The sequence below is a fragment of the uncultured Duncaniella sp. genome (genome assembly GCF_910578445.1).
Lineage (GTDB): Bacteria > Bacteroidota > Bacteroidia > Bacteroidales > Muribaculaceae > Duncaniella.
Genome location: NZ_CAJTQC010000002.1, coordinates 64,890 through 84,904, shown reverse-complemented (window position 1 = coordinate 84,904; position 20,015 = coordinate 64,890). Strand labels below are relative to the sequence as shown.

General features: G+C 48.1%; 16 protein-coding genes. 15 read left to right on the top strand and 1 reads right to left on the bottom strand.

Annotated features, from left to right (window positions below):
• The first annotated feature begins 46 nt into the window (after window positions 1–46).
• The 3 genes from tsaE to trxA are packed head-to-tail and all read left to right on the top strand — an operon-like array spanning window position 47 to window position 1,611.
• Entirely contained in the window at window positions 47–493 is a 447-nt protein-coding gene (gene tsaE, locus QZ311_RS01635) for a tRNA (adenosine(37)-N6)-threonylcarbamoyltransferase complex ATPase subunit type 1 TsaE (RefSeq protein WP_297063191.1), read from the top strand.
• Entirely contained in the window at window positions 490–1,251 is a 762-nt protein-coding gene (locus tag QZ311_RS01630) for a biotin--[acetyl-CoA-carboxylase] ligase (RefSeq protein WP_297063189.1), read from the top strand. Before tsaE ends, QZ311_RS01630 begins: the two co-directional genes overlap by 4 nt.
• A gap of 51 nt (window positions 1,252–1,302) precedes the next feature.
• The gene (trxA, locus tag QZ311_RS01625) at window positions 1,303–1,611 is read left to right on the top strand and encodes a thioredoxin (RefSeq protein ID WP_297063187.1); all 309 of its coding nucleotides are present in this window, start codon (window positions 1,303–1,305) and stop codon (window positions 1,609–1,611) included.
• 162 nt (window positions 1,612–1,773) lie between these two features.
• On the opposite strand, the gene QZ311_RS01620 is transcribed toward trxA, so the two are convergent.
• The gene (locus QZ311_RS01620; protein WP_297063185.1) at window positions 1,774–2,391 is read right to left on the bottom strand and encodes a DJ-1/PfpI family protein; all 618 of its coding nucleotides are present in this window, start codon (window positions 2,389–2,391) and stop codon (window positions 1,774–1,776) included.
• Between the two features lie 255 nt (window positions 2,392–2,646).
• Between QZ311_RS01620 and ilvA the strand changes: the two genes are divergently transcribed.
• From ilvA to QZ311_RS01560, 12 genes are all read left to right on the top strand, one after another.
• Window positions 2,647–3,849 carry a threonine ammonia-lyase gene (ilvA, locus tag QZ311_RS01615; RefSeq protein ID WP_297063183.1) on the top strand — a complete coding sequence of 401 codons (1,203 nt, stop codon included), beginning with the start codon at window positions 2,647–2,649 and terminating at the stop codon, window positions 3,847–3,849.
• Between the two features lie 37 nt (window positions 3,850–3,886).
• Complete coding sequence (locus tag QZ311_RS01610; RefSeq protein ID WP_297063181.1) at window positions 3,887–4,420, top strand: SPOR domain-containing protein; 534 nt, start codon at window positions 3,887–3,889, stop codon at window positions 4,418–4,420.
• 391 nt (window positions 4,421–4,811) lie between these two features.
• A complete protein-coding gene (locus tag QZ311_RS01605; RefSeq protein ID WP_297063179.1) occupies window positions 4,812–5,627 on the top strand; it encodes a DUF6562 domain-containing protein in 816 nt (271 codons plus the stop codon).
• A 48-nt stretch (window positions 5,628–5,675) separates the two neighbouring features.
• Window positions 5,676–7,376, top strand: coding sequence for a leucine-rich repeat domain-containing protein (locus tag QZ311_RS01600; protein WP_297063177.1), 1,701 nt, complete (start codon window positions 5,676–5,678; stop codon window positions 7,374–7,376).
• A 189-nt stretch (window positions 7,377–7,565) separates the two neighbouring features.
• Window positions 7,566–9,839 carry an NADP-dependent malic enzyme gene (locus tag QZ311_RS01595; RefSeq protein WP_297063175.1) on the top strand — a complete coding sequence of 758 codons (2,274 nt, stop codon included), beginning with the start codon at window positions 7,566–7,568 and terminating at the stop codon, window positions 9,837–9,839.
• A gap of 617 nt (window positions 9,840–10,456) precedes the next feature.
• A complete protein-coding gene (locus QZ311_RS01590) occupies window positions 10,457–10,837 on the top strand; it encodes a DUF1573 domain-containing protein (protein WP_297063173.1) in 381 nt (126 codons plus the stop codon).
• A 93-nt stretch (window positions 10,838–10,930) separates the two neighbouring features.
• Window positions 10,931–12,013 carry a DUF1573 domain-containing protein gene (locus QZ311_RS01585; protein ID WP_297063171.1) on the top strand — a complete coding sequence of 361 codons (1,083 nt, stop codon included), beginning with the start codon at window positions 10,931–10,933 and terminating at the stop codon, window positions 12,011–12,013.
• A gap of 33 nt (window positions 12,014–12,046) precedes the next feature.
• Window positions 12,047–13,132, top strand: a complete 1,086-nt coding sequence (meaB, locus tag QZ311_RS01580) for a methylmalonyl Co-A mutase-associated GTPase MeaB (RefSeq protein ID WP_297063169.1) — start codon at window positions 12,047–12,049, stop codon at window positions 13,130–13,132.
• Window positions 13,133–13,429: 297 nt separating this feature from the next.
• Complete coding sequence (locus QZ311_RS01575; protein WP_297063167.1) at window positions 13,430–14,596, top strand: DUF3575 domain-containing protein; 1,167 nt, start codon at window positions 13,430–13,432, stop codon at window positions 14,594–14,596.
• The gene (locus QZ311_RS01570) at window positions 14,593–15,531 is read left to right on the top strand and encodes a DUF5119 domain-containing protein (RefSeq protein ID WP_297063165.1); all 939 of its coding nucleotides are present in this window, start codon (window positions 14,593–14,595) and stop codon (window positions 15,529–15,531) included. The genes QZ311_RS01575 and QZ311_RS01570 overlap by 4 nt, the downstream gene beginning before the upstream one ends.
• Window positions 15,532–15,587: 56 nt before the next feature.
• The gene (locus tag QZ311_RS01565) at window positions 15,588–16,850 is read left to right on the top strand and encodes a fimbrillin family protein (RefSeq protein WP_297063163.1); all 1,263 of its coding nucleotides are present in this window, start codon (window positions 15,588–15,590) and stop codon (window positions 16,848–16,850) included.
• Window positions 16,851–16,924: 74 nt separating this feature from the next.
• Window positions 16,925–19,855, top strand: a complete 2,931-nt coding sequence (locus QZ311_RS01560; RefSeq protein WP_297063161.1) for a fimbrillin family protein — start codon at window positions 16,925–16,927, stop codon at window positions 19,853–19,855.
• Window positions 19,856–20,015: the final 160 nt, after the last annotated feature.

Here is a 20,015-nt window from a genome sequence, read left to right as displayed (position 1 = left end):
AATATCCGACAGCATTCAAACAACACATACATATTTTTTATCATATATGAAACAGATATTGATACCTTCGGCCGAAGCCCTGCCCGAAGCAGCCCAAGAATTCCTCGGTCTTATGGACGACGCTACCGTCTACGCTTTCGACGGAGAGATGGGAGCAGGAAAGACAACGTTCATCAACGCACTCAGCCGCGCACTCGGTGTTGAGGACGACCCGACAGGCTCGCCCACATTCTCGATAGTAAACGAATATCGCTCAGACACCACCGCCGAACTCATCTATCACTTCGACCTCTACCGCATCGAAAATCTTGAACAGGCCTTCGACATAGGCATCGAGGATTATCTCGACTCGGGCGCACTCTGCCTCATCGAATGGCCCGACCGTATCGCCGACATTCTCCCCGACGACACCGTATGGGTTAAAATCGACGTTATGCCCGACGGCAGCCGCCGCCTCTCAATCGGTTCGCAGGAAGAAGTAGCCAAGGCATGAGACTGATCGAACTTGACGAAAGCGCATCGACCAACAGCTATCTCGCCGGAATAGCACGCGAATCATCCCACGGGACTGTCGTCAGCGCACATACACAGACCGCAGGCCGCGGCCAGCGAGGAAACTCATGGGAATCCGCCCCCGGCGAGAACATCACCATGTCGTTACTCCTGAAGCCTGATGGTCTGCATCCGTCACGTCAGTTCATCATCTCTGAGGCTGTATCGCTCGCCATCGTCAATGTGTTGCGCCGTCACCTTCCCGGACATGACGTAAGAATCAAATGGCCAAACGACATCTATGTCGGCGACGGCAAAATCTGTGGAATACTCATCGAGAACAGCATCACCCCAACAAACATCAATCATTCAATCGTCGGTATCGGAATAAACGTGAATCAGACCGTATTTCTGTCTGACGCTCCGAATCCCGTCTCGATGACACAGTTCGCAGGGAAAAAGTTTGACGTGCGTGACCTCATCGTTGAATTCGCCGAAGAGATACTCCGGGAAGTCGATTGCGCGATAGCGTCATCACTGAACAATTGCACCGACAGTCTCGGCGAACGATATTTCAACGCCCTGTGGCGCACTGATTCATACTATCCATATTTCGACAATATCCGTCATGAACGTATCGACGCACAGATTGTTTCCGTAGCCCCCGACGGCATCATCACTCTGCGTCTTCCCTCCGGCCGTCATCGCAGCTACGCGTTCAAGGAAATAAGCGCAGTGGTTAAAGAATCTTTACTGTAAAAACTTTCAGAGCTGCACCGGCGTTATACCTGCACTAAAAGCTCTAAAGTTATGAATGATTTCAATGAAATAATCAACAGTGACAAGCCAACGCTTGTAGACTTCTTTGCCACATGGTGCGGACCTTGCAAAATGCAAAGCCCTATTCTCGACGAGTTGAAAAATAAAGTCGGCGACGCAGCCAACATCGTAAAAGTCGATGTTGACCGCAATCCGGACCTGTCTGCCAAGTATCAGATCCGCAGTGTCCCGACTATCATCATCTTTAAAAACGGCGAGCCTCAATGGCGTGCATCCGGACTCCAGCAGCTCGAACTGCTTGAAGACAAACTCCGTATTCAGGAGCAGCCGGGAAAATAGGCAGGTCCAACTATTAAATTATACGACAATTTAAGCTACGATTACACATACGTAAAGCCCCGCTTTCATTATTTTGCTTAATGAAGCGGGGCTTTGCCATGACTAACCGTAACGGTCTGCGGCTATTTATCCTCATCCGATGGATGATTTCCATAGTCTATATTATCTGGCCATAAGTGCACACAGGCCCTGCTTGTTAAACTGATAATACATCTCGATCCGTTCAGGGGTGTCATTTTCGAGAAGCAAAAGCATCTCTCGGGCAAATTCAAGAGCCGCCGAGCCATTGGCTGTCACAATGTTTCCGTCGCTGACAGCCTGCGCGTTGACATATCCGTCGGCATTTGTGTAGGTCTCTCCGCCCCATAGCCTGAGCTGCTCAATCCCATTGCCGGTATGCTTTATCGAATTAAGAAAACCGTGTTTAGCCATAAACGAAGCCCCGTTGCATATCGCACCTACAATCTTGCCGCGTTCAATGGCTTGCCTGACTACAGGCACAACTTTCTCGGCAACAGGAGTGGCCCATCCGAAACCACCGATAAGTACCAGCGCGGCATAATCGTCGGGCAACTCCTCGATTCTATCCAATGAATAGTCAGGTTCTATGCGGAATCCGCCTATCGATTTGACACTCTCCATTGTTGGAGCTAACACTTTGTTGACATATTTCGGATTCTCCTTCAAGGCAAATTCATCAGATGATATTGCTTGTGAAAGATAGACAGTTTCATGCGCCGCATAGTCGGGCAGTAGTACATATATGACTTCTTTGCTCATAGTTTTATATTTTTAAAACATAAACAGTCACAAATATAGTGAGAATATTCGATGAAAAGAAAAGCGTTCGTCGACCTTCAGGCCGGTAAGCGGTGGCACAAGCCATTTCTTTGAGTCAAATATACGAATTTCCATCAACCTGTCAATCCATATATGTATAGCGACAGTTGTCTTTGAATTTTTATTTTGGTTAATCGACAGGTATTTCCTAATTTTGCGTCAAATCATATCACCGCCAAAATTTATATCTACACCATGGCAGAAACATTGGAAATTTCAGAAGTCTATCGCGCCGCACAAGTGCTCCGCGACGTAGCGCGCCATCCGCGCCTAATAGGTGTCCCCAAAATCAACCCTGAAGCAGAAGTCTATCTAAAACCTGAAAACCTCCAGCACACAGGAGCATTCAAACTCCGTGGCGCATATTACAAAATCTCACAGCTTACCCCTGAAGAAAAAGCTCATGGCGTAATCGCCTGCTCGGCAGGCAACCATGCCCAAGGTGTAGCGCTCGCAGCCACGCGCAACGGCATCAAATCACTAATCTGTCTGCCGGCAGGAGCTCCGATTTCAAAAATCGAGGCTACGAAGCGTCTCGGTGCGGAAGTGTGTCTCGTCCCGGGTGTGTATGACGATGCCTACCAGAAAGCAGTCGAACTCCAGAAAGAACACAACTACACTTTCATCCATCCATTCGACGATCTTAAAGTAATCGCAGGTCAGGGCACTATCGGACTGGAAATCCTCGAAGAAATGCCCGATGTGGAAGCCGTCATCGTCCCCATCGGCGGCGGAGGTCTGATTGCAGGCATAGCCTTTACGCTCAAGCAGCTCAAACCCGATGTAAAAGTCTACGGCGTGCAGGCCGAAGGCGCTCCCTCCATGTTCCAGTCAATCAACGACGGCGAACGTGTACGTCTTGAAAAGGTGGCGACAATCGCCGACGGAATCGCTGTAAAAGAGCCGGGCACTAACACTTTTGAATTCTGCTCTAAGTATGTCGACGAGATTGTCACTGTGAGCGAAGACGAAATCGCAGCCGCAATCCTCGCTCTCATCGAGCAACAGAAACTCGTATCGGAAGGCGCGGGCGCAGTCTCTGTGGCAGCCGCAATGTTCGACAAAGTCCCCATCAAGGGCAAAAAGACCGTATGCGTGGTGTCAGGCGGAAACATCGACGTGACCATTCTCAACCGCGTCATCACCAGAGGCCTCGTCAAGAGCGGACGTAACTGCACGCTCACCCTCGACCTCACCGACCAGCCGGGACAGCTGTCGGGCGTCTGCCACGTGCTTGGCGAGAATGGCGCAAACATCATCTCTGTCACCCACGAAAGAAATTCACATATCACCTCCATCAACGGATGTCTTATTCGCGTCGAGGTCGAGACCCGCAACAATGACCATATCGAAATTCTGCGCAACGCACTGACCGAAAAGGGCTATCACGTTGTTTAAACTATATATCGCAACCAATATCCTGATTCATTTCACTATGAGAAAGACCATTTCGTCAATGGCATTGCTCCCGCTGTCACTCATGGCTATCGCCATGGTGGCAGAGGGTTGTAAAACCACCGAGAGCAACTACCGTCAGGCATATGAAACGGCAGTTGCCAAAAATCGTGATTCATCGGGCGTGGATTCGACCATCTACGCCAAAATCCGCAATAGCGCACGTACATCCGACCTTGTCGTGAAAGGGGACACTATGCCCATGCGCACCGAATATATCGGATATACCGAAGACGGCGGGGCTTCGCGCGAAACAATCGGCCGTTACAATGTGGTGGTCGGACAGTTCAAACAAGTATTCAATGCCCGCCAGATGCGTGCACGCCTTCAGGCTTCCGGCTATGACTCGACCTTTATTATACATACACGCGAACCTCTCTACTATGTCTGCACTCAGGCGTGCGCTACCCCCGAAGAAGCCGAAAAAGCGTTTGTAAGGGTGAAAACAGACAAATCAATCGTGCTTCGCGACCCTCTCCCCTTCATCCTCCGGCCGGCTCATCTGGCAAGATAACAAATGAGGATTTGCATGATAGCATCGCAGGATTTTTTCACCAATAATTTATTAAAATAATGGGATTTTTATTGACATTTTTATGCTAAATTGAATTTAAAAGCATAAATTTGCAACGGCTATGGATATTGATTTCACGTCTCAATATCCCGACTAAATTCTGCGATACAACCTAATTAACCACGTTTCAACCTTCGACCGTCATAACATAAAAACACTTTGCGGCCGGTATAATGCGACTTTGAAACTATTGACCAAAGCTCTGTTGGTAACAGCTTTTGGCCTGTCAAGTTGCATATATTCCGATGAGACAGAACCGCCACGGATTTTGTTGACACTGCACATGCCTGTGTCAGCAATGATTCCATATGAACCATTTGGAAGAAGCGATATGGCAGACAATTATGCTATGCGTTGCGTTGTTGAAGGTTACAATTCAGCTGATGGCACTAAAGCATTCCGTCACGTCGAGCGAATGGATGCCGACAAAGAAGGCCATTGCCGTCAGATTGAAATCAATGCCGATGAAGGCATTTACAACATTCTAATATGGTGTGACCATACGAATATCAATGAACCTGACAGGGATTTACACTACAATACCGACAATCTGCACACGGTTACGGTCATGCCTGACGATTACATCGGAACTATCCCTTCCAAAGAGGCTTCATGCACAGCCGTCAGTAGCTTAAGTCTTGATTGTGGAATGACATCAACCGTGGAGGCTTTTCTCAATAGACCTCTGGCAAGCTACCGTATAATCTCCACTGATGTTGAAAGATACATACGCATGAGAGAACTGCACCCCGACAAATACCCGCCGATAGAGGACATTAAGGTCGATGTCCGATATGAATTCTTTATCATTTCTTCGTTCAACGTTGATACCGGCAGACCCAATGACTCCGCCAACGGCATCGGATATAGCTTTAAACCATGTCCGGCGGAAGGCGCTATAATCTCCAACACTGTCATGCTCGGAGGAGATATGATTTTTGCATCCGACAGCGATTCGTCGGTAACACTGACCATTGAAATCAAAAGCACTACAGGTCAGACCATCAGCAGAGCCACCGGTCTTAAAATTGATTATCGCCGTGGATATGAAACAACCGTCACAGGAAATTTTCTTACACTCGGAGTCGCATCAGGAGGCATACAGATTGACACAAGCTGGCGTGAGGATATCATAATACGCTTCTGAATCCTTGATTATTAAACTACAAACCAATCACATAAAAAATAACATTCCATGAAAATCAAGCAATTCTTATTGACTGGCACGTTAGCACTGCTCATCGGTTCATGCAGCCGGAATGATGGTTTTTCGCCTGATTCAATCGACAGTTCCCCAATCCACATGACTTTCAGCGTGTCGGCAGATCAGGAACAACAGTCAAGAGCCGGGACGAACCTCCCAGACTCTCCGCCAACGAGAGCATTTATGTATATTAAAGACAATTCAAACAATGCCATCCTACAGAGAGCGATGCCGGGCAATCCGAACGGAGGTCTTTTCGAATTTTCTCTGGAACTTGACCGCAGCCACACATACACTGTCGCTTTCTGGGCTGATGCAGGCGGATATAAATTCGATTCTACAAGCGGACTTGAGGCCATAAAGTATTCCGAGTCATCCAACAACAGCCCTTCAATCGCATATACACAGTGCAATAGCAACTTCAGACCAAGCGAATCGACAGCAACAATCATATTGCAACACGCCGTTGCCAAACTCGTAATCCGTGAATCTTCGCAACTTAACGTCGGAGACCTCGTCAATGTGTCATTCACAAGGGCTAACTACAGTTATTCGGCCGTCGGACAGAGCTATACGAAAGAAAGCGGTTCAACAACCGTATCACTGGAAAAGACCATTGACAGTTCGAATCAAAGCGGCGATATAATATCTGTTTATATGCTTGCACCCAATGATTCATACAAGGCCGGAAACGATCCATCCATGTTTGTCGAGGACTTTTCCCTGACATATAAACCTGACGGAGAATCAGCATCTCACACCCAACAGATTTCCAATGTATCGTTTAAAGCCAATCACAGAACCATTATCGAGGGAAACATCATGAGTCTGTCGAAAGTGGCCCAATCATTCTCCGTAACCATCAACACAGGCTGGAATGACAATACCATTCCCGGAGTTGGCGATGACACACCCGTACCCGGGCCAGGCGATGACACCAAACCGACAACCTATCCGGAAATAACATTAACGACAGCAGGAACTCTCACAGAAGAAAAACTGATTGAAGCTATCGGCTCCGGGAATTCAGTGAAGATTTCAGGCCCGATGAACGACTCTGATTTCAATGTCCTCCGCACCTATCTCGCATCCGATGGCAATGGAAAAGACAAACAGCTGGCACTGAATCTTGAAAATGCCGGAATAACCGAATTGCCGAACCTTGCATTCTGCACGCAGACATTAAATATACATGGAAAAGAAAATCCAAATCCCGTTTCAGGCTTAAAAGAAATCATTTTACCCGAAGGGCTGACAAAAATTCCAGAAGGCGCATTTGTCGATTGCATAAATCTCACAGACGTGACAATACCGTCGACTGTGACCGAATTAGGAGAAATGGCGTTTTACCGTAGCGGAATAACACGACTTGATGCAAAGAACGTGACCATAGTAGGAGCTAACGCCTGTGAGGGGTGCAGGTCATTGCAATCGGTTGTGCTTGGAAACCTATCAAGAATTTATTCTTTTCCCTTCCAAAAATGTGACAGCCTGACGACATTTGACCTGACACGATGCACCGATGTTCCTCAATCGCAAAATACGGTTTTCGGTCCTGCGGAAATGCCCAATCTGACTATATACGTAGCCTCTCAAACCATGATGGAAAAATTGCAAGAACCCAAAAACGGCATAAAGGTATGGACAAGCTGCAATCCAAAGTGGGCCATCGGACCTCCTCCGACCGAATGACAAATCAATCAACCGTCGCAGACACGATATGACATGCCTGTCTGCGACGGCTGATAATACAAATAAAACTCAATTAAGATTCTTAAAGTTAAAATATTGTAAGTATGATCGGGAGTATAATAGATTTTTGTTAACTTTGCGCATATAATTCTATAAAATTGTCACCGTAGACGATACGCAACAACACATATGGCAAAAGTTACAAAAGAAATGGCGCTTGACTATCACCGTTACCCGCGCCCCGGTAAAATCGAAGTAATCCCGACAAAACCCTACGCCACTCAGGCGGATCTTGCATTGGCCTATTCGCCGGGAGTAGCCTATCCCTGTCTGGAGATTAAGGACAACCCGGACGACGTATATAAATACACTGACAAAGGCAACCTCGTAGCCGTGATTTCCAACGGAACGGCCGTCCTCGGCCTCGGCAACATCGGCGCACTTGCCGGAAAGCCGGTCATGGAAGGCAAGGGACTTCTATTCAAGATATTTGCCGGACTCGATTGTTTTGACATCGAAGTCGACGAGACCGATCCTGACAAATTCATCGAAATTGTCAAGGCTCTCGGCCCTACATTCGGCGGTATAAATCTGGAAGATATCAAAGCCCCTGAATGTTTCAAAATCGAAGAGCGACTCAAAGCTGAGATGAACATCCCCGTGATGCACGACGACCAGCACGGCACAGCTATTATTTCAGCAGCCGCATTGCTCAACGCCGTAGAAATTCAGGGAAAGAAAATTGAAGACATACGTCTCGTGGTCAACGGTGCGGGAGCTGCCGCCGTTTCATGTACGAAACTTTACTGCGCCCTCGGCGTGAAGAAAGAAAATGTAGTCATGTGCGACAGCAAGGGCGTAATCTCGACAAGCCGCACAAACCTCAACCCGCAAAAAGCCCAGTTCGCCACATCCCGGCCGATTACAACTCTTGCCGAGGCGATTAAAGATGCCGACGTGTTCCTCGGACTCTCCGTCAAGGACGTGGTCACCGCCGAGATGGTCAAGAGCATGGCTGAAAAGCCCATCGTATTCGCATTGGCCAACCCTGATCCCGAAATCGCATACGAAACAGCCGTGGCCGCGCGTCCCGACATCATCATGGGAACAGGTCGCTCCGACTATCCCAATCAGATTAACAATGTGCTCGGCTTCCCCTACATATTCCGTGGTGCTCTCGACTGTGGCGCATCGGAAATCAACGAGACAATGAAAATCTATGCCGTGCGCGCAATCGCGGAACTTGCAAAGAAGCCTGTGCCTCCGGTTGTGAGCGCCGCCTATAACCGCTCTGACATTAAATTTGGCCGTGACTACATAATCCCGACTCCCTTCGACCCCCGATTGCTCACCTCTGTTTCCCCCGCCGTTGCAAAAGGAGCGATGGACAGCGGTGTCGCACGTCGCCCGATCACAGACTGGGATGCCTACGACGAAAAACTTCGTCAGCTCAAGGGCAATGACCGCAAGTTTACCCGCCGCATCAACGAAGCCGCACGCACCAACCCGAAACGTGTTGTGTTCGGCGAAGCCAATACCGACAACATGCTCCGTGCGGCGGCCATCGCTGCAGCCGACGGCCTCTGCGTTCCCATCCTGCTCGGCAACGAGGAGATGATCGAGAAGCGCGCCCACCGTCTCGGCCTCAACATCGAGGGAATCGAAATTGTCAACCTGCGTCACGACCGCGAAGCATCTCGCCGCGAACGCTACGCAGCAATGCTCACCACCAAACGCCAGCGCAAGGGAGAAAATTTCGAAAGTGCGCTTGACAAGATGTTTGACCGCAACTATTTCGGTATGATGATGGTTGAGACAGGCGATGCCGATGCCTTTATCGCCGGAACACGGTCAGCCAACAACAATGCAGCCGATATCGCCCGCGAAGTCATCGGTTTGCGCGACGGATTCAACCATTTTGCATCAATGCATGTGCTTGAAACCACCAAGGGAACATACTTCCTCGCTGACACGATGGTCAACTGTTCGTCCGATGAAAGCGCGCTCCTTGACATCGCACGCCTCGCCAACGATGCAGTCAAATTCTTTGCCCACGATCCTGTAATGGCACTCGTGTCGTATTCGAATTTCGGTTCTAACGAAGAGGCTGAGCCGTCAATGGTCCACAATGTAGTCGAACGCCTCCACCGTGACTATCCGGAAATGGTGGTCGACGGTGAAATGCAGGTCAACTATGCGCTCAACAAACCCGTCCGCGACAAGGTGTATCCATTCACACGTCTCTACGGAAAGGATGTCAACACCCTCGTGTTCCCCAACCTCAGCGCAGCAAATGCGGTCTACCGCATAATGCTCGAAATGGGAGTCGGCGAGTCAATCGGCCCGATCCAGATGGGTCTCAAGAAGCCGGTCCACTTCATCAATGTCGATGCCGAAGTCCGCGACATCATCAACCTCATCGCTGTGGCAGGTCTTGATGCAGCCACAATGGATCACAAGTAAAAACAAACGAAAGTTTTCTCAATAAACAGCCAAGGGAGTCATCGTCGAGCTATTGACGATGACTCCCTTGGCTGTTTGCTAAATACCTGTGTCAGTCATTATAATCCGCCATCTGGGGTAAAAACTATAAGCCACATCACTTTAAGGGCTAATCGGTCTTTTTTGCCACCAAACATCTACTCAAAGCGGGATTTCCATTTCATCTTCGCTATGGTAGACTGGGGCATAATCACAATCGTCGTGATGGTGCTTTTTGTGTTTCTTATGTTTCCTATGCTTTTTATGCTTTGGACGATAATAGTCATCATCACCAAACGGAAGCTCATAGTCGCCCTCTACCCCCCAATGCGTACGCACAGACCCACAGCTGCTTAAAGCCGCGGGCAATATCACGGATATAATCAGCGTGACAATCAAGGTCGTTAAATTTTTTCGTCTCATAATCAAGTTGAAAGATGTGAATGTCAAGTCCGGAGTCTTTGTTTCTAAACATTGACACTACTGAAAATGTTTATAATTTGGGTTATATCCATGATTTTCGCTATTTTTGCACTGTATCTCACAAATGGATACCCTATCAAGCCAAGAGGAAACAACATTCTCATATCATTTCGATTATGAAAAAAATATTGACCATAATTCTGCTCGCTCTCGCCACATTTAGCGCAGCTGCCAAGGGAAAAGCCCAGATTACATTCGACACGACCGCACACGACTTCGGAACAATCAAGGAAAATGGCGGAAAGGTTTCAGCCATCTACACTTTCACCAATACCGGCGACGAGCCACTGACCATCATCACCGTCACCAACGGCGGATGCGGATGCACCAAACCTGATTTCCCGAAAGCCCCGATAGCGCCCGGAAAGAAAGGGGAAATTAAAATCACCTTTCAGCCCAAAGGCCGCTCAGGAGAGTTCAACCGCTCAGTGAAGGTGAAAACGAATGCAGAATCCGGACGTAAGACACTGACATTTAACGGTGTGATTGTCCCCTGACGGAATCTTGATTACTATCGGGATAAGTAGGGTAAAATCATTTAAGCAGACTGCTTAATGATTGCCATATAGTTTAATACTCAACTATTATTTATGAAACTGCCTGCATTACTATCGCTCCTGACCGTCGGTTGCTGCTCCATCAGCGCTGCTGCCGAGGGACAGGGCGTATGGCTGGAACAGAAACACGATTTCGGTGCATTTGACGAGGGACTGGGTACAGTGTATTGCGATTTTCATCTTGTCAATACCGGCGACGAACCGATAGCCATCATCAACGCACGCGCCAACTGCGGATGCACCCGGCCCGAGTATTCCCGCGCCCCTATCGCTCCCGGCGATACTGCTGTTATACGCGTCGGTTTTGACCCGACAGGCCGTCCCGGCAGATTCTATAAATATGTCAACGTCGATCTCGACGCCAAGCCCAAGCGCACATCGCTGTCAATCCACGGAACAGTCATCGGTTCTTCAAACACATTGAAATCCCGATTCCCGGTTTCGGTAGGGCCGATGAAGCTCAGGTCAAAAATTATCGCCTATGGCGAAGTGCTCAAAGGACACACCGGCGGACAGTTTCTTGAAGGCTATAATGCCTCGGCCGATAGCCTGCGCCCCACGGTCACTGACATTCCCGACTATATAAAGGTGATGGTCGAACCGGCAGTCGTCCCTCCGGGCGACCGGTTTGTAATCTCAACAGTAATCGATGCCGATAAAATAAACGACTGGGGCGTTGTGACCGACTCTATGACTGTCAGCCTCGGCCCGACATCCGATGATAAAATCGTCGTAGAGACAGTCGCAATTGTCAATGAGGACTTTTCAGGACTGTCGTCCGAAGAACGCAAGAACGCCCCGCTACTCGACGCTGATGTCACCGCACTTGATTTTGAGCGCATATCACGCAAATCGTCGCCGGTGACAAAGACATTCTCAATCACCAACAAAGGCAAGAAGCCTCTGACGATACGCAAAATGAGCTGTCCTGACAACTCCGTCGGCATTAAATACAAAAACAGTGAAATCAAACCGGGCAAAAGCGAGAAAGTCAGTGTGACGGTCACTCCGGCACTATTCGGTGACAGCAATCTGCTGAATGCCCGCATCAACATTGTGGCCAACGACCCCGACCATCCTTCAACGATGATACGCGTCGTAGCCGAAATCAAATAATCAATCTCCACCTTAGATAGTTTTTAATTACCCATGGAACATATAGAAAACGATGAGCAGTTCGGCGGTCTCACCGTCAACAAAGGTGTCGACCAGCCCCCCGTGGTCAATCCATATCTACGCCCACGCCGCAGGCGCGTGCTTCCCAATGCCGGAGAACTGGTCGAAGGCATATTGAAAGGCGACATCACCACACTCGCCCGTGCCGTCACACTTGTCGAGAGCCTTTCGCCCGAGCATCAGACCATCGCTCAGGAAGTCATTGAAAAATGCCTTCCGCATTCCGGCAACTCCCGGCGCATAGGCATCACAGGCGTGCCCGGCGCAGGCAAGAGCACGTCAATCGACGTATTCGGACTCCATGTGCTCAAACGCGGAGGCAAACTCGCCGTGCTTGCAATCGACCCTTCGAGCGAACGCACCAAAGGCAGCATCCTCGGCGACAAAACCCGAATGGAGAAACTCTCGGTTCACCCGGACGCATTCATCCGCCCCAGTCCGTCGGCCGGTTCACTCGGAGGCGTGGCCAGAAAAACCCGCGAGACAATAGTCCTCTGCGAAGCCGCCGGATTTAACAATATATTTGTCGAGACCGTCGGTGTCGGGCAGAGCGAGACAGCCGTACATTCAATGGTCGATTTCTTCCTGCTGATCCAGCTTGCAGGCACAGGAGACGAACTTCAGGGCATTAAACGCGGCATCATGGAAATGGCCGACGGCATTGTCATCAACAAGGCCGACGGCGACAACATCCAGCGCGCACAGCTCGCACAGGCACAGTTCCGCAGCGCGCTCCACCTCTTCCCGCCTACGGCATCAGGATGGCGTCCGGAAGTCCTCACATACTCCGGCTACTTCGAACTTGGAATCCCGGAGGTATGGGATATGATTGACCGCTACTTTGAATTCGTCGACGCAAACGGCTACTTCGAACGCAAGCGCAGCGAACAGGCGCGCTACTGGATGTATGAGACCATCGACGAGCAGCTCCGCGCCCATTTCTATCACAATCCCGAAATCGAACGCATGCTCGCTGAAAAGGAAATCCGTGTGCTCAACAACCAGCAATCATCATTCACCGCAGCGCGCGACATACTCGACCTCTATTTCAAAAGCTAACAGCCTTTTATTAACACCCGAATCATATGAGGTTGCCTTAACGACCTCTAAAAACAACCGAACCGAGACAGCCGGTTATTGCGACCAGACAGCGATAGCCGGCTGTCTATTTTCATACACGAAAAATTTCCGCACATTTTTAACCAAAATATTGTAACACACTTGTTTATTTTGAAAAAAACTTTTAATTTTGCGCCATCATTATGTATTCCATTTTTTGTATATCCGATAATGTGATTTAGCCATAATTTAGCACACAAACCAATGAAAAACTCGTGCAAATTATACCTTTATAATATGCTGTCCCGCTGCTATGGCAAAACCCTCCTCCTCACCATGCTGATAATCAGCGGATTATGGGGGGGGGTAAAAGCTACGTCGCCTAATTATCAGTTCGTATTTTCTGAAAAAATATATTTCTCACCATCATCTGCCAGCATTGAACCTGACTTCAATGGCAACCATTTCCGCATAGAGAACATACGTCGATTCCTTTCCGAAACAGATTCTTTACACCGATTTCAAATAGAAGTCATTGGCTCGGCATCGCCCGAAGGAAACCAATCCTACAATCAAACTCTTGCCCGCAAAAGAGCCTCCGCCCTATCCGACTATTTCAAAATACAATACTGTAAAGAACCAAAAACTGTCGTCAGTAAAACCTTACTTAAATCCGCATGGCCAGATGACAGATATGCTGAATTACGGGTCTCTTACTCGCCGCCTGAAAATTCTACTCACAATAACGGAATCAACAGGACCATCATATCCGACAACCATGAGCAGACAGAGACTCCACTTCCACGCGATTCAATAATATATAGCAGCCACAGCCACGAACCGGCACGGGTATCAGACGAATCATCATCCAAAATCACACATGACCATGCCATAGCTTACCGCCAACAGCCAATCCGACTGACAATAGGCTCGAACATTCTTTATGATGCAGCCCTTATCCCAAATATAGGCATTGGCATCTGCCTCAACGAAAAATACACAATCTGGGCAGACTGGATGTACGCATGGTGGAGCAACCGCGACAGACGTAGATACTGGAGAGTCTATGGCGGTGACATCGAAGTCCGCATGCAGCTCGGACATGGACTTGCCGACAATCCGTTTTCAGGCCACCGAATCGGACTCTACGCATCAATTGTGACCTACGACATCCAGACAGGACGCTCGCACACAGGTATAATAGGCGACAAATTCAACTATGCCGCCGGAATCTCTTACGGCTACACTCTGCCACTCACACGCCGTCTAAATCTTGATTTCTCGATAGGCATCGGATATCTGTGGGGCAAATATATGAAACAACACCTTGTCGACACACATGATGTGTGGATTTCCACACATAACCGCCGTTGGATAGGACCGACAAAAGCAGAAATAGGTCTATCTTGGCTCATAGGCACTGACAATACAAACATCAAAGAGAAGGAAGGAGGTGGTGAATGAGACACTTGTCACATAGCATGACCGTCGGCCTCGCTTTGATCTCAGGCATCCTGTTACACTCGTGTGACCATAGGGAACTCTGTTTCGACCACACACACTGGACCGACCTCACTGTCAATTTCGACTGGAGCGCACAACCTGATGCCACTCCGAAGACAATGGTGCTGTATCTTTTCCCGGTCGACGACAGCAAACCGTTCCGCTACGAATTTTCTGATATAAACGGCTCTGACATCCGTGTACCGGCCGGCGAATATAACGCAGCGGTATTCAACGGCTGCACTGAGACCATCATTGAAAGCGCAACCACGTTTGACGACTTTGTGCTTACAACTGACGTTGAGAACATCCTTTCTCCAATGAGCCGCAATCCGTTGCCCGAACCTCCCCGCTACGATGCCGTGAAGGACGAACCTGTCAAAGCCGCCCCCGACATTATATGGGCCGACAAAAAAGAAGGCATATCAGTTAAAATGACTTCAGGACAGTCGGTAAGATTCACTCCGACAGAAGCTACTGTCACATACATGATAAAACTCACCGGGGTCACAAATCTGACACCTTCGCTTGGCATAAGCGGAGCTATCTCTACAATGTCGGAAAATTTCAGCCCGGCCATGAAAAAACATACCGGCAGAAACGTGACCGTTCCCATAGCCTTGACAATGACCGCCCCTTCGACAATCGAAGGATCTGTCACTCTGTTTGGACATTGCCCGACATCCGAACAGCAACATATCTTTACACTATACACATCCGACAAACACTATTATAACTTCAATGTCACTTCGCAGATTCATGATGCACCCGACCAACGGAGAATCACAATCGTAATCGACGGAATCAAACTGCCTGGGCATAACGAGGGCGGTGGCATGTTTCCATCTGTCAGCGACTGGACTGAAGACGTATATCTCGATGTCGACATGAGCTGAATCATAATCATCAAAATAAATAATAATTGTATAACTGTTTAAAACCACATCACAAAATGAACACTAAATTATCTTTTCTCGGGGCAGCAGTACTTTTGTTGACCTCTGCGTGTTCCGAGGACAGTGTAGAGCTGGTCAACAATGGTTCGGAAATCACATTCAACACCAGCATCAGCCGTGCACAGAACCTCGATGCGTCAAACCTTGAATCTTTTAAAGTCTGGGCTTTCTCCGACATTACAGACAGCGCCCCCTTTATCCAAGACGAAACCGTTACAAAAAAAGGGAATAACTCTTATTTTTCATTCGACCATTCAATTTTCTGGCCATCTGATGTCGAAACCCTAAAATTCTGGGCCATAGCTCCAGTTTCAACTCCAAACATCAAGCAAGACGGAGGTAAAAAGCTGACAATACAAAACTATACTCCCAAGCAAAATCCTTTGGAGCAAGAAGATCTTATTGTCGCCAATGCCACAGCCCAAAGATCTGAGGGAACATCAATAAACCTTCAGTTCCGCCATGCACTTTCCCAGATAGTAGTAAGAGCATCCGAAGGGACTGACACCGACGACTCCAAGAATATACAAATCAAAGGCGCTTGGATTGTCAATCCCGCAGCATCCGGTACGCTTTCCACTAACGACGCCGCAACCGAACTAAACTGGGCTGCAAGTTCAACAACAAAAAGCTATTACGGCATGGAGTTTTCCAATGTCAAGACTCTATCTCATACATATTCCTCCATATTTGATTTTGACCCCAAAAACGACGACATCAAAAATCCGCAAACCAATCTCCTGCTGATACCTCAGCAATTGGAAGCATGGGCAGGTACACAAGACGAACAAAATGTAAATAAAGGAGCATACATATTGTTCCTTTGCCGAGTCGAAGCCACCCATGACGGAGAATTGCATGAGGGCGGTTCTGATTCTGCTATAAAATCTGAAAATGGCAAACATACTCATCAGCTCTTCCCTGACACCAAGACATTCGATGAAGCACAATATGGCTATACTTGTGTTCCCATCGGCACAAAGTGGGAACCGGGAAAACGTTATATTTACAATCTCTCATTCTGCGGAGCCACAAGTGGAGCCGGTATTTATCCTCCTGAGGATATCCTTACAAAAATGCCTGACGGCAATGGTAAGTACATCAAGACGCGACCTGTAGGAGAAGATGGAACAAAAGAGAAAAAAGTTGGCGACCCCGTACTCGACGATCCCATCAGATTTACTGTAACTGTTTCCGATTGGGTTGATGCCGGAGGCTCAGCCGGCGGTTGGACCGAGGGTAATATCGACATGAACTAATCAATGTTTATTGAAACGTGACATGTCGCATTTTTGGCTGCATGTCACGTTTCTTTTTTATTTTACCGACAATAATGATACTTTTTCCTTTCAAACCACATTTCATTAAAATATCCCTACAGACTGTGGCATTGATGGCTGTGCTATCGTCATGCGAGGACCGGATAATGTCAGACAATAATAATACTGCGCCCTATCCCACCTTTGAAGTCGAATTTGAATCGTCATGGGTGAAAGGCACTGTAGTGTCAAGGAACACCGATTCCGACATTTCCATCGAAAAAATTGACGAGGGAGGGTTCGAAACAGAAATGTATCTTATCTCGGAATCCGAAACACTCGCTGACAAGCCGGAAGAGCATCACAAGCTATCACGAGGCACAACAGTCACAGCAGAGACATTCCCCAAGACATTCGGACTCTCAGCCATCTGCTACAACAGCACTTCAGAAGCTGCCGACCTGTCAGACTTCATTGCAAACTTTGCCTGCAATACATCCGTAAGTGCCACCGGCGACCAATGGGCGGCATCCGACAAACTATCGTGGCCCGGCTCAGGACGGATACGTTTCATGGCATACTCACCCTACGCGACCACCGATAACGGAATAGTCCATACCGCATCCAACACACATCCTGCCATTGACTTCACGGTAAATGGCGATGTCGCATCCCAGACCGACCTGCTCACCGCAACTACCGACTTGGCAGGAAGCGGGACTCCGACTGTCGGACTGAAATTCGGCCACGCCTTGGCTGCGATAACAATCCGCACCGGCGACGCCATGCTTGCGGGCGACATCACAAAAGCGACGCTCTCCGGCATCTACGGAAGCGGCAGGCTCACACTCTCAACTTCCAGCTGGAGTGTGTCAGGCGAGCCGACCGCCTCTTATTCCGCTGACATCGCATTACGACTTTATGACTCCGATGACAACAAGCTGAATTCATCACCCGGGCTCAACATAGCCGGAGGCAAGAACAACGAAGGAAAAAGCGACGGACTGACTTTCTTCATGATACCGCAAAAACTCACAAGTTCGGCAAAACTCACTCTCGAATTCACCGACAAACTGACCCAGACCAAACGCACACTCACAGCAACCCTCGGAGGCACGGACAAGTCATGGGAAGCAGGAAGGCTTTACACATATTCAGTCTCATCGACAGGCGTTGTCGTAACACCAATTGTGGAATTTGCCCAAAACATAGCCGACAACACTGAGTTTAAGTTTGATTCGATTGTCCCCTTCTCGGGTATCATACGCAATCTCAAACTCACATCCTACGTGAGAGTGACACAGGAAGGAGCTGAAACTAAAGAAGTGGATGCGCCCATAAGAATTCTTGCATCTACCGACGACGGTAAGTCATGGCAGGAAGCCCTGTGGGAGTCTGACGACATAACGGTTGCTGACAAAAAAGTGTTGCAATCACGTGTCAATACCGGGTCGCTGATTCTTCCGGCGCAGCCTTTGTTTACAGAACTACAGACGGCAAAATTTCCTGACAGAGAATTCAATACGGAAATGAAAGACCTTTCGGAGCAAGAATCAGCCAACTGCTACATGATCCTCCGTCCCGGCTGCTATACGTTCTCGACTGTCTATGGCAACTCCATGAAAAACGGGATAGCAAACAAGAGTGCCTATACTATCAACCGTTCTGCACCAGATGCCGAAGCGGGCATGAAATTCTATGCGGACCATAAAAACAATGAAATCACAACTCCATACATAAAACAGCAGGCAGGCCCGCTGAAAGATGCCTTCGTCCTATGGTCTGATTCTCCGGGACTCATCGATCAAGTGGAACTTGACAAGAGTGGTGACTTTATCAGTTTCCGTCTAAGCAAGCATTCTATTGCACAGGGAAATGCAGCTATCGCACTTCGAAATGAAGCTGGAGATATTGTTTGGAGCTGGCATATATGGGTGACCAACTATGACTGGACTTTAAACCGTATAACCACCACCGGAGCTGATAATAAAACGTATATATTCCCTCAAAGCACTCTTGGCTATTGCGACAGTCATCCCGCCGCTGCCGAGCGCAAGATGAAAATAAAATTCGAGTTTGACCTTTCCGCCCTTAAATGCGGGACTATCAGCAAAGAAATCAGCCGTACACAACACGGAATTATCGCATCGCTGGCCGGCGACAACACATATTACCAATGGGGACGAAAAGACCCTATGGTCGCCGGTGTATATGACAAGCCAGACCACATATATTACAACAATGGTATGGTAGGCGAATTCACAATGCTCAACAAAAGGGTGTTTGACTACAATCTCGACTTTAAATTCTCACGCTCAGAACGCGATAACGGAATGAGCCTCGGAGAAGCCATCAGGCATCCCCACCATTTTGTCATGGGTATAAAAGAGGATGAAACCAAAAACTATCGTCATCATTGGCATAACCCGGATGGAACTACATATCTTGATGCTGGTGAAAACATGTATAATGCATGGAATTCCACATCTTCTTTCGGAGGTAACGCGGGAAACGCTGACGAAAAGAACTCCCAGCCTGTTACCAAAACAATATATGATCCCTCTCCGGCGGGCTATCATATTGCTCCTGCAAACGCTTTTACAGGTTTTGCAGCGCCTAACAACGGTGTTTATATTAAAGATTGGTGTTATGAAAACAATCCAATAATATGGGATAGCAATTCAAGATGCTGGACTTTTCATAGCAATTCCGACGGCAGCGGCAATGAAATCAAACTATATGCTACAGGCATGAGAGACATGCATGTACCCAACCCGAATAATATACCGCCCCAACTAAAAGGAACAACTTGGGCTGCATACAGCATGATTACCTATATCTGTTCCTCAAACCTCAATAGCGACAACCAGACATTGATATTTTATCTTGACAACCGAGCATCCAAATCCGGATCATGGACAGGACTTAGCGGAGGCCGAAATTTCGGATCGTGTACCAGCTCCAATAATTCATATGGCTTTACAGTCTGGCCAATTGCTGATTAAACGATAAAATCTCAACAGAAATCACATGCAATCCATACTCCGATAGCGTAAATACGTATCCGGGTATGGATTGTTTCTACTCTCATATTCTGTCAAAAACACCCACTCAGGCAGCACGAAATAAAAATATTTCGCTATTTTTTTGTGTTTTACAACATAT

Excerpts from the sequence above, each read along its gene's own strand:
- QZ311_RS01585 (WP_297063171.1), top strand. The coding sequence starts at position 10,931 with ATGAAACTGCCTGCATTACTATCGCTCCTGACCGTCGGTTGCTGCTCC.
- QZ311_RS01605 (WP_297063179.1), top strand. The coding sequence starts at position 4,812 with ATGGCAGACAATTATGCTATGCGTTGCGTTGTTGAAGGTTACAATTCA.
- QZ311_RS01565 (WP_297063163.1), top strand. The coding sequence starts at position 15,588 with ATGAACACTAAATTATCTTTTCTCGGGGCAGCAGTACTTTTGTTGACC.
- QZ311_RS01560 (WP_297063161.1), top strand. The coding sequence starts at position 16,925 with ATGATACTTTTTCCTTTCAAACCACATTTCATTAAAATATCCCTACAG.
- QZ311_RS01610 (WP_297063181.1), top strand. The coding sequence starts at position 3,887 with ATGAGAAAGACCATTTCGTCAATGGCATTGCTCCCGCTGTCACTCATG.
- trxA (WP_297063187.1), top strand. The coding sequence starts at position 1,303 with ATGAATGATTTCAATGAAATAATCAACAGTGACAAGCCAACGCTTGTA.
- QZ311_RS01600 (WP_297063177.1), top strand. The coding sequence starts at position 5,676 with ATGAAAATCAAGCAATTCTTATTGACTGGCACGTTAGCACTGCTCATC.
- QZ311_RS01590 (WP_297063173.1), top strand. The coding sequence starts at position 10,457 with ATGAAAAAAATATTGACCATAATTCTGCTCGCTCTCGCCACATTTAGC.
- tsaE (WP_297063191.1), top strand. The coding sequence starts at position 47 with ATGAAACAGATATTGATACCTTCGGCCGAAGCCCTGCCCGAAGCAGCC.
- QZ311_RS01575 (WP_297063167.1), top strand. The coding sequence starts at position 13,430 with ATGCTGTCCCGCTGCTATGGCAAAACCCTCCTCCTCACCATGCTGATA.
- ilvA (WP_297063183.1), top strand. The coding sequence starts at position 2,647 with ATGGCAGAAACATTGGAAATTTCAGAAGTCTATCGCGCCGCACAAGTG.
- QZ311_RS01570 (WP_297063165.1), top strand. The coding sequence starts at position 14,593 with ATGAGACACTTGTCACATAGCATGACCGTCGGCCTCGCTTTGATCTCA.
- QZ311_RS01595 (WP_297063175.1), top strand. The coding sequence starts at position 7,566 with ATGGCAAAAGTTACAAAAGAAATGGCGCTTGACTATCACCGTTACCCG.
- QZ311_RS01620 (WP_297063185.1), bottom strand. The coding sequence starts at position 2,391 with ATGAGCAAAGAAGTCATATATGTACTACTGCCCGACTATGCGGCGCAT.
- QZ311_RS01630 (WP_297063189.1), top strand. The coding sequence starts at position 490 with ATGAGACTGATCGAACTTGACGAAAGCGCATCGACCAACAGCTATCTC.
- meaB (WP_297063169.1), top strand. The coding sequence starts at position 12,047 with ATGGAACATATAGAAAACGATGAGCAGTTCGGCGGTCTCACCGTCAAC.